Source organism: Paenibacillus sp. (genome assembly GCF_031177825.1).
Classification (GTDB): Bacteria; Bacillota; Bacilli; order Paenibacillales; family YIM-B00363; genus Paenibacillus_AE.
Genome location: NZ_JAPSKE010000007.1, coordinates 22,097 through 35,062, shown reverse-complemented (window position 1 = coordinate 35,062; position 12,966 = coordinate 22,097). Strand labels below are relative to the sequence as shown.

General features: G+C 63.0%; 14 protein-coding genes. 6 read left to right on the top strand and 8 right to left on the bottom strand.

Annotated elements, in window-relative coordinates; translation table 11 throughout:
- Window positions 1–18: 18 nt before the first annotated feature.
- Complete coding sequence (gene racE / locus RIN49_RS10355) at window positions 19–834, bottom strand: glutamate racemase (RefSeq protein WP_309120096.1); 816 nt, start codon at window positions 832–834, stop codon at window positions 19–21.
- A gap of 220 nt (window positions 835–1,054) precedes the next feature.
- On the opposite strand from racE, the gene RIN49_RS10350 reads away from it, so the two are divergent.
- Window positions 1,055–2,872 (top strand): EAL domain-containing protein, encoded by a 1,818-nt coding sequence (locus RIN49_RS10350; protein WP_375295233.1) that lies wholly within the window; start codon window positions 1,055–1,057, stop codon window positions 2,870–2,872.
- A gap of 147 nt (window positions 2,873–3,019) precedes the next feature.
- Window positions 3,020–4,153 (top strand): phosphodiester glycosidase family protein, encoded by a 1,134-nt coding sequence (locus RIN49_RS10345; protein ID WP_309120094.1) that lies wholly within the window; start codon window positions 3,020–3,022, stop codon window positions 4,151–4,153.
- Between the two features lie 17 nt (window positions 4,154–4,170).
- Here RIN49_RS10345 and mnmH read toward each other — a convergent pair whose 3' ends face one another.
- From mnmH to RIN49_RS10325, 4 genes are all read right to left on the bottom strand, one after another.
- Window positions 4,171–5,214, bottom strand: coding sequence for a tRNA 2-selenouridine(34) synthase MnmH (gene mnmH / locus RIN49_RS10340; RefSeq protein ID WP_309120093.1), 1,044 nt, complete (start codon window positions 5,212–5,214; stop codon window positions 4,171–4,173).
- A 4-nt stretch (window positions 5,215–5,218) separates the two neighbouring features.
- Window positions 5,219–6,298 (bottom strand): selenide, water dikinase SelD, encoded by a 1,080-nt coding sequence (gene selD, locus RIN49_RS10335; protein ID WP_309120092.1) that lies wholly within the window; start codon window positions 6,296–6,298, stop codon window positions 5,219–5,221.
- A gap of 21 nt (window positions 6,299–6,319) precedes the next feature.
- Window positions 6,320–6,781: a DUF86 domain-containing protein gene (locus RIN49_RS10330; RefSeq protein ID WP_309120091.1), complete on the bottom strand. Its 462-nt coding sequence runs from the start codon at window positions 6,779–6,781 to the stop codon at window positions 6,320–6,322.
- A 166-nt stretch (window positions 6,782–6,947) separates the two neighbouring features.
- A complete protein-coding gene (locus tag RIN49_RS10325; RefSeq protein WP_309120090.1) occupies window positions 6,948–7,622 on the bottom strand; it encodes a tetratricopeptide repeat protein in 675 nt (224 codons plus the stop codon).
- Between the two features lie 218 nt (window positions 7,623–7,840).
- Here RIN49_RS10325 and RIN49_RS10320 point away from each other — a divergent pair, with 218 nt between their 5' ends.
- Entirely contained in the window at window positions 7,841–8,152 is a 312-nt protein-coding gene (locus RIN49_RS10320; RefSeq protein ID WP_309120089.1) for an HNH endonuclease family protein, read from the top strand.
- A gap of 145 nt (window positions 8,153–8,297) precedes the next feature.
- On the opposite strand, the gene RIN49_RS10315 is transcribed toward RIN49_RS10320, so the two are convergent.
- Entirely contained in the window at window positions 8,298–8,528 is a 231-nt protein-coding gene (locus tag RIN49_RS10315; protein ID WP_309120088.1) for a helix-turn-helix domain-containing protein, read from the bottom strand.
- 141 nt (window positions 8,529–8,669) lie between these two features.
- Between RIN49_RS10315 and RIN49_RS10310 the strand changes: the two genes are divergently transcribed.
- The gene (locus tag RIN49_RS10310; protein ID WP_309120087.1) at window positions 8,670–9,050 is read left to right on the top strand and encodes a helix-turn-helix domain-containing protein; all 381 of its coding nucleotides are present in this window, start codon (window positions 8,670–8,672) and stop codon (window positions 9,048–9,050) included.
- On the opposite strand, the gene RIN49_RS10305 is transcribed toward RIN49_RS10310, so the two are convergent.
- Window positions 8,965–9,534, bottom strand: coding sequence for an RNA polymerase sigma factor (locus RIN49_RS10305; protein WP_309120086.1), 570 nt, complete (start codon window positions 9,532–9,534; stop codon window positions 8,965–8,967). The two genes, RIN49_RS10310 and RIN49_RS10305, sit on opposite strands and share 86 nt — an antisense overlap.
- A 269-nt stretch (window positions 9,535–9,803) precedes the next feature.
- Here RIN49_RS10305 and thpR point away from each other — a divergent pair, with 269 nt between their 5' ends.
- Window positions 9,804–10,373 carry an RNA 2',3'-cyclic phosphodiesterase gene (gene thpR, locus RIN49_RS10300; protein ID WP_309120085.1) on the top strand — a complete coding sequence of 190 codons (570 nt, stop codon included), beginning with the start codon at window positions 9,804–9,806 and terminating at the stop codon, window positions 10,371–10,373.
- A 167-nt stretch (window positions 10,374–10,540) separates the two neighbouring features.
- Window positions 10,541–11,218, top strand: coding sequence for a hypothetical protein (locus RIN49_RS10295; RefSeq protein ID WP_309120084.1), 678 nt, complete (start codon window positions 10,541–10,543; stop codon window positions 11,216–11,218).
- Between the two features lie 221 nt (window positions 11,219–11,439).
- Here the strand turns inward: RIN49_RS10295 and RIN49_RS10290 are convergent, their stop codons facing one another.
- Complete coding sequence (locus RIN49_RS10290; protein ID WP_309120083.1) at window positions 11,440–12,966, bottom strand: FGGY-family carbohydrate kinase; 1,527 nt, start codon at window positions 12,964–12,966, stop codon at window positions 11,440–11,442.

The window sequence follows — 12,966 nt, the reverse complement described above, 5'->3', positions numbered from 1 at the left end:
ATGACCCTCCGTTCGCGATTAGATGAATTTCGGTACTTGCCACATGACAGGCGTCACGTGGATTTGCTCGTTCAACCAGTCCTGAGCGATCCATTGGAACGTCTTCGGATCCCCGCTGCAAAAAAAACGATGCACCGGAACTTCGTTCGACGACTCGAGCTGTCCGGTGTGCGATAGCAACGTGCTGATGTCGCGGGCGGTCTGGTCCGCCGACGAGATCAGGGCGACGTCCGCGCCCATGCATTGCTTGATCCGATCGGCCAGGAACGGATAATGCGTGCAGCCGAGGATCAGTGTGTCGATCGTTTCGTTTCGGAGCGGCCGCAGCGCCTCGCAGACGACGTCCGACGCATCCTCCGAACGGAACATTCCCTTCTCGACGAGCGGCACGAGGGTCGGACAAGCGAGGCTGACGACCTTCACGCCCGGGGAGATGCGACGCAAGGCGGCAACGTACGCGCCGCTTCGAATCGTGCCTTCCGTGCCGATGACGCCGATCTGCCCGTTCTTCGTCTGCTTGATCGCCGCCCGCGCTCCCGGCGTAATGACGCCGAGCACCGGCACGGATACGTTCGTGCGGATGGCCTCGATCGCGACGGCGGTCGCCGTGTTGCACGCGATCACGATCATCTTGGGGTCGAACTGCAACAGATAATCGACGATCTGCCGCGTAAACAACGCGACTTCCTCCTTGGACCGCGGTCCATAGGGAGCTCTCGCCGTGTCGCCGAAATACAGCACTCGCTCCCGCGGAAGCTGACGCATGACTTCCTTGGCGACCGTTAACCCGCCTACGCCCGAGTCAAGTATCGCGATGGCCTGATGAGTAGACACATTGAACCGCTTCCCTCTGCTCTAAGTTGGGTTTCCTCGTTGATATCCAGAATATGTGGAAGGTTTCGAAACGGTCACTATCGGCGAGCGGAAGAGGAGGGATGGAGAACGATGTCGAATTTTAGGGAAAACAGGACAAGTTTACTATTACGCAATTCTTAATATTACTGGTACAATGAAACTAGCATTCTTAGGTTTTCCAAGCTCGGAGATGATAGATTTGGCGCAAAGGCTGCCGGTTACCCGCGATATCAAACGAGGAGACGTCTTTACGATCGACTCATCCGACGTCGTGAAAATCGATATGATTAAGGACAAGCTGTATCTCGTACATACGAAGACGGATCAGTTCTATTTGAATCTGTCTTTCGACGCCATCGAAGAATGGCTGTACGAGGACGGCTTCCGTATGCTGGACACCCACAACATCGTTAACGTCAACCAGATCGTGTCCTACGACTCGGACCGCGGGAAAATCATGCTCGGCACGCCCGATACGGACAAGGATCAAACGCTTAAGACCGCTACGGCGGCACGCATACATAAGCAGCACGTCATGAACATCATGAAGATGCTCGAAGCGCGCAGCCGCGCCCCGAACTACTGCGCGGACGGCGAGGAGCCGCTCGCGGATTTAATGAACGAATTGACGTCGGAGAACGAAAACCCGATTTTCCTTCGCTCGTACACCGCGATGCAGATCGGGGAAGAGCGCAGGCGCGCGAACGAGAAAATCAACCATCTCGCGTTCCACGACGCGCTGACGAATTTGCCGAACCGGATGCTGTTCCAGGACCGGGTCAGGGCTTGCTTCGAGCAGGCGCGCACGTACAACCGCAAGCCGGCGATTTTCTTCTTCGACCTCGACCGCTTCAAGATCATCAACGATACGTTAGGTCATCACGTCGGCGATAATATGCTGCAGGTGTTGGCCGACCGGCTCCGCACGCTCGTCCGCCCCGAGGATACGATGGCCCGCTTCTCCGGCGACGAATTCATCTGGCTCATCCCGCACGTGCTCGATCGGGCGGAGGCGGCCGCCTTCGCCCGCGAAGTGGGACGTCTCGTCAGCAAGCCGTACGATCACGAAGGTCAGGAGCTGTTCGTGACGGCCAGCATCGGCGTAAGCTTCTACCCCGAGGACGGCACGGACGCGGACACGCTCATCAAGCATGCGGATACGGCGATGTACCGCGCGAAGGAGAAGGGCGGCGACACGTTCGAGTTTTACCATCCGGACATGAACTTCCGCTCGCTCGAGCGGCTGCATCTGGAGACGCATCTGCGCAAGGCGTTGAGCCGCGATCAGATCCGCGTGCACTATCAGCCGCTCGTCGATTTGGAGAGCGGGAACATTTTCGGAATGGAAGCTCTTGTCCGATGGGAACATCCCGAGCTCGGCCTCGTCTCGCCCGGGGAGTTCGTCCCGCTCGCGGAGGAGACCGGCGTCATCGTGCCGATCGGCAACTGGGTGCTGCGCGAAGCTTGCATGCAGAACAAGCTCTGGCATGACATGGGATACGATCTGTGCGTATCGGTCAACATCTCGATGCAGCAGTTCCAGCATCCCGAATTCGTCGCCACGATCCAGGAGACGCTCGCGGAGACGGGGCTCGACCCCGCTTGGCTCGCGCTCGAAATTACCGAAAGCGTCGCGATGAGGAACGTCAGCTTCGTGATGGAGACGATCGAAGAGCTGAAGCGAATCGGCGTGTTCATCTCCATCGACGACTTCGGCACGGGGTATTCCTCCCTCAGTTATCTGAAGCGATTCCGCGTGCACACGCTGAAGATCGACCGGAGCTTCATCCGCGACGTGACGACCGACGAGGACAACGCGGCGATCGTGACCGCGCTTATCGCGATGAGCCAGCAGATGAAGATGCGGTCGCTGGCCGAAGGCGTGGAGACGACGGAGCAGCTGATGTTCTTGAAGGAACGCGGCTGCAACGAAGTGCAAGGCTATATTTACAGCAAGCCTCTGCCGGCCGAACAATTTCAGAAGCTTCTGGATAAGACGCCGATGCCGCTCGGGTAGCTGAAACCCTTAGAAGGCAATCCCCGACCGGGATTGTCTTCTTCTTGTTTCCGCGCAACCTTTCCCGGCGCCGGCGCGTCCAACACATCGGGATCGCTACCATTCGGAAATTGATTATAAGGATCTAATAGGGAGAGGAGGCTCACCATGGCTTTGCACTTCCGGCTCCCGCTTCGACGGCCGCCGGCGCCGGCGCGTTCGCGGCCCCGCGGACTTCGCGCGAACGCCCTCCGCGCCGCGCTGGCGTTGGCGCTGCTGGCGGCCGGCGTCGCCGTCTGGCTCTGGGCCACCCCGTCCGGCGCCCGGCTGCGCTACCTCGCGGCCGATACGCTCATTACGACGCAGCATCGCCATTGGGCGAAATATGTCATCGGCGAAGCCGCGCTGCGGGAACGCCTCGCCGAATACGAGCGCCGGTTCGACGCGATGGCGCGCGAATCGCTGCGTCCGGTCGTGCCGGAGCGCCCTGCGGGCGGCTCCGGAACGGGCGCGGACAAGGCCGCGGAGCCGCTCTACCGCATCGAAGACGTCTCCGGCGAAGGCTGGTCCGGCAAGCTGCTCATCGTGCCCGACCCGCTGAGCATCCGCATCGGCGTGCCGAGCGCGATCGGCCGGGGCGAGAAGGTGAGCCGCATGATGCAGCGCCTCGGCGCGGTCGCCGGCGTGAACGGCGGCGGCTTCTCGGATCCGAACTGGAGCGGCAACGGCTTTAAGCCGACCGGCATCGTCATGTCGGGGGGAGAGGTGTTTTATAACGACGCCGATCCCGAGGACGAGATCGACGTCGTCGGCTTCACCGACCGCGGCGCGTTGATCGTCGGGCAATATACGCTCTCCGAGCTGCAGCGCATGGGCGTGCGGGAAGCGGTATCGTTCCGTCCGCGCCTGATCGTGAACGGCAAGGGGTTGGTGGAGAGCGACGAGGACGGCTGGGGCCTCGCGCCCCGTACGGCCGTCGCGCAAACGGAGGACGGCACGGTGCTGTTCGCCGTCATCGACGGCCGCCAGACGCACAGCGTCGGCGCCACGCTGTACGACGTGCAGCAGCTGTTCCTCGACCGCGGGGCGGTCGTCGCGGCGAACCTCGACGGCGGCGCCTCGACCGTACTGGTCACCCGAGATGCCGAGGCGGGCTACCGCATCGTCAATCAGCCGGCGACGACGGAGGGCGAGCGGTACTTGCCGACCGCCTTCCTCGTCTTCCCGCAGCCGCAGCTCGTCCGCATCGCCAACGTCTGGGAAGGCCTCGACATGGAGCGGTTCGATCCGTCGAAATGGTGAAGAGGGCCTCCCCTTCGCTAATTCGCTTGGGGGTAGGCCCTCTTCAAAAACGATTCGATCTTCCGTTCCGCCTCCATCGTCGTCGCGGCCCGAATGACGGTCCGCTCCGCGGCGTATTCGGAAATCGTATGCTCGTAGCGCGGATCGTAATAGTACTCTAGCAATCCGCGAACGGCTTCCCGGAACTCGTCGCGCACCAGCGCCTGCCGAATGTCCCGCGCCGCCGGCGTGTGAATTTTCCGCTCGATCCGCTCGAACGCCTCCATGCATTGCGCCTTGAACCGCTCAGGCTCGTAGTCGGCGAGGATGTTCGTCACGCGCGCTTCTATCGGCAGCTCCAGAAACAGCTGCGGCGCCCGCTCCTTCGCTTCCACAAGAAACTCCGGCAGCACGGCCTTCCCGACGCGCCGGCTCTCGCCCTCCATCGCGATGAACGGGCTGCGGCGCAGCCGAATCAGCTCGTGCACGAGCAGCGAGTCGAACGTACGCTGGTTGTGCGGCTGGAGGCCGACCCCGCCGAAGATCGACCCGCGATGCGCCGCGAGCCCCTCGAGATCGAGGACGGGGTACCCTTTCGCATGAAGCGATCGGAGAATATTCGTCTTCCCCGTTCCCGTCAATCCGTTCAACACGATCAGCGGCTGCTTCAGCTCATACGACGACAACGTCTCGACGACCCATCGCCGGTAGGCGCGGAAGCCGCCTTGTATGCGGTACATCCGTCCGCCGAGGATGGAGAGGAGCGTCGACGCCGTCTTGCTCCGCATGCCGCCGCGCCAGCAGAAGAACGCCTTGCGGCCGGATACGCCCTGCAGCTCTCGAATGAACGCCGGCAGCTTCGCCGACACGATCTCGAGCCCGAGCTCCTTCGCCGCGTCTACGCTTTGCTGTTTATACGTGGTGCCGATGCGCGCCCGTTCCTCGTTATCGAACAGCGGCACGTTCACGGCGCCCGGCACGCTGCCTTCCGCGAACTCGCCGGGCGATCGAACGTCGATCGGGGTCATATCCCCTCTCCCGAGCAGCTCCACGAATTGTTCTACGGTGATGTCTTCTACCAAGGCGTTACGCTTCCTTCCCGTGCCGCACGACGATCCGTCCCGGGTGTCCGTCCGTGACGGCGCCGATCAAGGCCGCTTCCACGCCCGCTTCCCGCAGCGCCGCATGCAGCGCCTCCGCTTGGTCGCCTGCGACGGCGATCAAGAGGCCGCCGGACGTGACGGCGTCGCAAAGCACGTATCGTTCGGTCTCGCTCAGCGTCGGCGCGAAGTCGATCGACGACTCGACGTGGCGATAGTTGTTCTTCGTGCCCCCCGGGATGACGCCCTCGTCCGCGAGCTCCTTCGCCCGAGGCAGGACGGGTACCTGCGGCTGGTCGATGACGATGCCCGCGCCGCTGCCCTTCGCCATCTCGAGCGCGTGGCCGAGCAAGCCGAAGCCCGTCACGTCCGTGCAGGCGTGAACGGAGTAGCCTTCCATCGTCTCCGCCGCCCGACGATTCAGCGTCGCCATGACCGCGGTGACGCGTTCGATCTCCTCCGGCGACAGCCTGTCCCGCTTGATCGCGGTCGTCAGAATGCCGACGCCGATCGGCTTCGTCAAGATGAGCCGGTCGCCCGGCTTCGCCCCGGCGTTCGTCAGCACGCGGTCGGGGTGGATCGTCCCGGTGACCGCGAGGCCGAACTTCGGCTCGTTGTCGTCGATCGAGTGTCCGCCGACGAGCGTCGCGCCCGCCTCCCGCACCTTGTCCCCCGCGCCGCGGAGAATGTCCGCCAGCACGGAACGATCCAGCCGCTGAATCGGGAACGCGACGAGATTCAGCACCGTCGTCGGCTTGCCCCCCATCGCGTATACGTCGCTCAGCGCGTTCGCCGCCGCGACTTGTCCGAACGCGTACGGGTCGTCGACGATCGGCGTGAAGAAGTCGACCGTCTGCACGAGCGCCAGCTCGTCCGTCAATTTATAAACGCCCGCGTCGTCGCTCGTCTCGGTGCCCACGAGCAAGTTCGGGTCCCGCTCCGTCTTCGGGAGGCTCGACAATATGCCGGACAACTCCCCGGGTCCGATCTTGCAGCCGCAGCCGCCCTTGGACGACAGCGACGTCAGCTTCACGGCGTCCCGTCCTTGCGCTTGTACTTGTTCCATCCGTACTTCCGCCTCCTTATGTCATGCGAACGGCTGCAGTTCCTTCCGGATGAACGCGGTCACGAGCGGCGCGAACCGCTCGAGCAGCGCCGCCGTCCGTTCCAGGTCGTCCCGCAAGCCGTTCCGCGGCAAATCCATGTAGTCCTGCGTCAACGGCCGCCGCAGGGCGATGAGCGCCTTCAAGCCGTCCGCAAGGTCTTCCGGCAGCACGCCCTCCGTGCGCAGCACGTCGACGATATCCTCGTAGCTGCTCGCGTCGCGCATCATGAACCCGTCGATCAGAAAGCTGCCGACGTCGGTGACCGCTTCGATCGCGAGATGCAGCGCCCGCTCCTGAGCGAAATGCGTCAGCAGCGTGGACGAACCGTTCCGCTCCTCCCCCGCGCCGGCCGCGGCGCCGGACGCCAGCTCCCGCAGCGCCTTCGTCACCGTCGGCAAAAACCGAAGCCGCGCCTCGATCTGTTCTTCGTTCACGTAATACATTCGGTACTCCGTCTCCCTTCCCTATGAAGCCCGTCGCTTATGAGTCCCGCTTCTTGCGCGCCTTGCGCTTCAACACGCTCGCCGTTATGACGAACGTCGCCACGATCACCAATAAAATCAGAAAGGCCTCCGACACGTCTCGACCCACAATCATTCCTCCGTATTCTTACCCGACGGCGTTCCTCGCGGCCGATAGCAGCGCCCAGCGGCGTTCCGTCTTTCGTTTGTATTTCGGCAGCGCCCGATACACGTCCACCGCTTCGGCGTACGCCGCTTTCGCGTCGGGCTTCTTGCCCAGCGCGTCGTACAATCGGCCGAGCTTGTAATAAAACTCGCACGACGACGAATTCGCTTCCCGGAACCGCTGGAGCGCGGCGACGGCGCGTTCGGAATCCATTGGCGCGAGCGCCTCGGCGAGGCGCAGGTACGGCTCGCCGTACCGCACGCGCGGATTCATCTCGAGCGCTCTGAGAATATCCCTCTCGCCCTGTTCGAGATCGCCCGTCTTCACGCGACAAATGCCGAGGTCGCAAGTAACCTCGGCCGAATGCTCCATCGCCGGCATGATCTCTTCAAGCAAGCGGCGGGCGTCTCCCCACCGCTTCTTCTCCATATAGAGGCGCGCGGCTTCTTGCTTCGCGGATACGTCGAAGGGGCGTTCGCGGATGTCCTGCAGTACCTTCGACAGCCTGCGGCTGCGCCGAATCGGCTTCATGAAGCTGGGGAAAATTCCGATAAAACTCCGGTCCAGGAAGTATAATAGCAGCAACAGCACGAGAATGGCAACGAACGGATTGCCGAGCAGCAGCCAGAGCAGCCCGAACAACAGTCCCACTTTCATGGCAGGTCCTCCTTCTCGAACGTTGCTGCCATTATATCACAACCGGGCTCAGCCCAACCATAGATGCGACGCGTAACCGAGCATCGCGCCGAGGATGTACCAGATCGCGCTCATGGAAAATCACCTACCTTTGCAGCATTTTCCAATAGCATCTCCTAAAGGGGTCCGCTTTAGTATGGAAGAGGAAGTCGCGCGTTCGCGCGAAGGGGAGGGACTTCATGTTCGATCGAACGAAAAGGAAGGAAGTCGGCGCTTGCGCCTTGTGCGGCCGGGACGGCGTGGAGACGACGGTGCATCACTTGACGCCGAAAGAAGAAGGCGGCGCCTTCCTGCCCACGGCGAAGCTGTGCATTCCTTGCCACAAGATGATTCACGCCACCTATACGAACGCGGAGCTGGCCGATGGATTGACGACGATCGACGCGCTGCGCGCGGATCCGGGGCTGGGGCCGTTCCTGCGTTGGATTCGTAAGCAGCCGCCGAGCGTCTTGCCGAAAGTGAAAAAATCCCGCGCGCTCCGCGAACGGTAGCGCCGGGATTCTCGCGCAGGCGGGCTCTCGCCTCCTTCGCATTACTCGCGTTCTTTGTTCATGCTTCGCCGCGTCCGAATTTCGAGCACGATCGATACCGACACGACGATAATGCCGATCACCCAAAACCAAATCGGGGTTTCGTTCATGATTTCCCTCCTTTGCTTCGGTACCGCGCCGTAAACCGAGTCGGAACGAATAATTCCTCTCTCCCGAGCTCGTACAGCTCCGCGATTTGCGTCGCTCGAGGAGCCCCGACGCCGCGGGCGCCGTTCTCGATCTGCAGCAGGTAGCCCGGGGAGATGCTGAGCCTCTTGGCTGCATGCTCCAAGGACATGCCGGCCCGTTCCCTCGTCAGTTTCAGCATGCTTTCCATCGATCCGCCCGCCTTCGCGTTTTGCATTGTTTTCCCTATTTTACTCGAATTGGAGTCGGGATTTCAACGCATTTCGCGAAGTTTTTCGGGAAAATTCACATTTTGCATTGTGCAAAGTATAATGAAATCGGAGGTGGGCGCATGTACGGCGCTAGAATTCGAGAGCTTCGCAAACAACGCGGTTGGACGATGAAGCAGCTGGGGCAGCGCCTCGAGCTGGCCGAATCGACGATCTCCGGTTATGAAAACGAAATCCGCCGGCCCGACATGGACGCGCTTCTGCAATTCGCGGAGCTGTTCGACGTGTCCGTCGATTATTTGCTCGGCCGCGATCGCGTACCTTCCGCAGCTCCTTCGAGTCCCTCGCAGGCGGCTATTCTTCGCGAGAGCGCGACGCCATATTACGCGGCGATCCGGGACGGGCAGATCGAGTCGCTTACGGAGGAGGAAGCCGCGCATCTTCGCGATTCGCTGGAGATGTTCCGGCTGTGGAAGGCGAACCGTCCATCCGGCTCCGAATGAAACGCTTCGCCCGGTGAAACCGGGATTTCACCGTCCCGATCGATACGCCGAGCCGTTCGGCGATCTCCGCATCCTTCGATTCGTACCGGATCTTCATCCAGACGACCTCGCGATAAGCGGGCTTCAACCACGCGATTTGCTCCATCAGCTGCTCCGCTCCGAGTCTTCGGCACACGACCTCTTCCACGCCCTCGGCGTCCGCGCCGCAGACGCCTTCCAGCGGCTCCGGCTCCATCGGAATGCCGTTCCAGCATCTGCGCTTGCGCATCAGATCGATGGCGGCGTTCGTCGCGATCTTCGACAGCCACGCCCCGGCTCGTCGATCGTCCAGCACCGTGTCCAGATGACGATACGCCTTAAGGAACGTCTCCTGCGCAACGTCTTGGGCCAGATGCGGATCCTTCACCATCCCGTACGCTTTCCGGTACACGCGGTCGCCGTATAACGTCACGAGACGGTCGAACCGACTGCTTGCGGCTGACACATCCTTTCACTTCCGTTTCCTTCCGGTTTCCCGCACACATGCTGCGAACTTGGATTCTATGAAAATTTTACCATTGCTGACTGCTAATTGCTAGCATAAGTTACTATAAAAAAGAAAGACGCCTGCGGCTTAGAGCCGCAGGCTTCAATAGAATATATAATCAAAAAGGGGGTCATCCTTACTATAATCGACCTGTGTTAAATCCAAGTAAACGCAAGATTACAATTGCGTTACAAATTTTCACGCAAAGGACGGAGACGTGAAGCGTCGTGACTTCCTCGATCCGATTGTTTTTCGCCGCCTCGCTGGGCGACGCCGCCCGCGAGGCGTTGGAACGCGCCTGCCAAACCGTGCGGGACGCCGTGCCGTTCTCCCGTTGGACGCATCCGGCGGATTACCACGCCACCGTCAAGTTCATCGGCGACGTCGACCCGTCGCTCGTCGACGCGCTCGCGGCGCCCGTGCGGGACGCCGTCGCCGGGTTCGCCCCCTTCGAGCTGTCGCTCGGGGGCTTCGGCACGTTCGGGCGCGGCCGGGCGGCGCCCGACATTCTCTGGTGCGGCGTCGCCGGCGGCACCGACGAGCTGCGCGCGCTGCATGCGCGCGTCGACGCGGCCGCGGCGTCCTGCGGCGTCGCGCGCGATACGCGCCCGTTCCGGGCGCATATTACCGCCGCGCGCAAGTACCGCGGCGACGCGCCGTTCGCCGCGCACGCCTCGCTGCTCGCGGCGCTCCCTCCGGCGCCGTCGCCCTGGCGCGTCGAGGAGCTCGTCCTGTACCGGACGAACTTCGGGGCGCGGCCCGCGTACGAGGCGCTGCAGCGGTTCCCGCTCGGGTAACTCGGAGCGGGAGACCGCTTCGCTCCGTCGCCTCCATGCTCCGTACATCGCCCTTGTCGCCTCGCGCCGTCTTCCCTATAATGAAAAACGAGACGAAGAACGTCCCGAACCCCTCTATGGGCTGATCGGGACGTTCTTCTTTTTTATCATAGGAGGTTGATGACGACATGGCGACGGCGTTCGAAGACGCAACATCGAAATGGCTCGACGACCATCGCTCCAGGCGGTCCGGAAGCCGACTCGAGCGAATCGCGAAAGGGCTCGGACATGCGGAACGATTGTTTTTACGGAACGTCTGGCACCCGCTCCGGGGCGACTACGAGCATCTGCATCCGGAGTACGAGGTCCTCGACTGGAGAGGCCGCCCCTACTATGCGGATTTCGCCTGGCTGCCCGGGTATGCGAGTTTGCTGTTCGAGATCAAAGGCTACGGGCCCCACGTTAGGGACATGGATCGGCAAAAGTACTGCAACGAGCTGAACCGCGAGACGTTCCTGCTGACGGTCGGGTATCGCGTCGTCTCCCTCTCGTACGACGATGTGGAGCAGCGGCCCGAGCTCAGCCGCTCGATGATCCGTCTCGTGCTCGGAAATTACGACCCTGCGCGCGCCCCCGCTTCTCGCGCATTGCTTGCGGAGAAGGAGATCGTCCGGCTGGCGTTCCGGAAGGCGGAGCCGATTCGGCCCGTGGACGTCGTCCGTCACTTCGAGATCGACGCGAAAACCGCGACGAAGATGCTGCGCCAGCTTTGCGGGAAGGGGTGGCTGCGGCCGATCGCCCGGGGCTCTTCCGAACGGGTCGTCTATTACGAACTAACCCGCGGAGCGATCGAATATTTCCTCTAGGCGGGGGCCGAACCGGAAATCCTCCTACTTATCGCTGGAGTGCGCCTCTCAAACAACCACACGAGAGGGAAAACCTCCCGTCTAATTCGGCGAATGATCGCTTTTTTCGCGATCATCCCCGAATAAGAGGGAGGTTTTCCCGTCTAAGGTGCGAATTTCGACCGATTGTATGAAATAAGAGGGAGGTTTTCCCGTTCGCGGGCGTTCAGCGCACCGACGCCTTAGGCGCCGGCGAAGAACGCGCGCAGCGGTCCCTGCAGCGGCTCGTAGCCGCGCTCGTACAGCGCGCGGTACGCCGCCGCGCGCGCTTCGTCCGGCGCGATCGTGCGCGGCGCCGCGCCGTCCGCCGCGAGCCCGCCCCGCGCCGCCTCGACGGCTTGCTCGGCGTCCGCGTACAGCCCGGCGCCGACGCCGGCCGCGAGCGCCGCGCCGAGCAGCGTCGCCTCCGGCACGCCCGGCAGCGCCAGCTCGCAGCCCGTGATGTCCGCCTTCACGGACAGCCACAGCGGGTTGCGCGTTCCGCCGCCGACGACGAGCAGCCGCTCGATGGCGCCGCCCGTCAGCCGCTCCGCGCTGCGCTTCATCATCTCGAGCTGGTACGCCGTCCCCTCGAGCACCGCCTTCAGCAAGTCGGCCCGGCCGTGCGACTTCGCGAGGCCGACGAAACCGGCCCGCATATGCGAGTCCGGCAGCGGCGCTCCGCTGCCCGCCAAATACGGGAAGTACAAAATGCCCGTCGGTCCCGGCTCCGCGTCGGCGCATAACGCCAGCAGCTGCTCGTACGTTAACGCGGGGTCTCCGAGGATGTCCCGCATCCACTCGACCGAGCCGCCCGAAGACGACTGGCCGCCCATCCAGAAGTAACGCCCCGCGGCGATGTGGACGCCGAACGACAGTCCGGTCTCGAAGTCGGCCCGCGTCAGCTCGCGCGCGTCGAGCGTGCCCACCAGCGTCTCGGCCGTCCCCATCGAGTCGTACACCGCGCCCGGCCGGATCGCGCCAACGGCGAGCGCCGCCGCGACGTGGTCGTGCCCGGCGATCGCCACCTGCGTCGACGCGGTCAATCCGCCGCCGCACAGCTCCGGCAGCACGCCGCCGATCGGCGCCCCGCCCGGCACCGCCTCGGGGAACAGCCCTTCCGGCAGGCCGAAGTGCCGCACCCACTCGACGTCCCACGCCCGGCGGTCGATCCGGTACGCATACGTACGCGCCGCGAGCGAATCGTCGAACGCCATGCGGCCCGTCAGCCGGTATGCGATCCAGCTGGAAGCGGACAACCAGACGGGGTCGCCCCCGGTCAGCGCGTCCGGCGCGTGCTCGCGGATCCATAAGATTTTCGCCAGTCCGAGCTTAAAGCTTCCGTGCAGCCCCGAGCGGACGAACCGCTCGTACGGATCCGACTCCCGCTTGATCAACGCCGCCTGCGGCTCCGAGCACGTGTCGAACCAAGGCAGGAACGGCGAACGGGGCGCCCCCGTCGACCGCTCGACCACGAGCCCGCTCTCCGCCATCGACGCGATGCCGATCGACGCCACGGCGACGTCGCCGAGCGGTGCGAGCGCTTCCTTGAGCGCCGAGTATAGAGATCCCCACATTCGCTCGGGATCGTAATAGCTGATGCCGAGCCGCTCGTCCCGAAGCGTCTCCGTCGGACGGCTCACCACGCCGAGCTGGCGCCCGTCCTCCGCGAATATGCCGACCTTGCTGTTCGTCGTGCCGATATCGATGCCAACCGTTACAATCGTCAA

Excerpts from the sequence above, each read along its gene's own strand:
- RIN49_RS10345 (WP_309120094.1), top strand. The coding sequence starts at position 3,020 with ATGGCTTTGCACTTCCGGCTCCCGCTTCGACGGCCGCCGGCGCCGGCG.
- selD (WP_309120092.1), bottom strand. The coding sequence starts at position 6,298 with ATGGAACAAGTACAAGCGCAAGGACGGGACGCCGTGAAGCTGACGTCG.
- RIN49_RS10330 (WP_309120091.1), bottom strand. The coding sequence starts at position 6,781 with ATGTATTACGTGAACGAAGAACAGATCGAGGCGCGGCTTCGGTTTTTG.
- RIN49_RS10325 (WP_309120090.1), bottom strand. The coding sequence starts at position 7,622 with ATGAAAGTGGGACTGTTGTTCGGGCTGCTCTGGCTGCTGCTCGGCAAT.
- RIN49_RS10320 (WP_309120089.1), top strand. The coding sequence starts at position 7,841 with ATGTTCGATCGAACGAAAAGGAAGGAAGTCGGCGCTTGCGCCTTGTGC.
- RIN49_RS10315 (WP_309120088.1), bottom strand. The coding sequence starts at position 8,528 with ATGGAAAGCATGCTGAAACTGACGAGGGAACGGGCCGGCATGTCCTTG.
- RIN49_RS10310 (WP_309120087.1), top strand. The coding sequence starts at position 8,670 with ATGTACGGCGCTAGAATTCGAGAGCTTCGCAAACAACGCGGTTGGACG.
- RIN49_RS10295 (WP_309120084.1), top strand. The coding sequence starts at position 10,541 with ATGGCGACGGCGTTCGAAGACGCAACATCGAAATGGCTCGACGACCAT.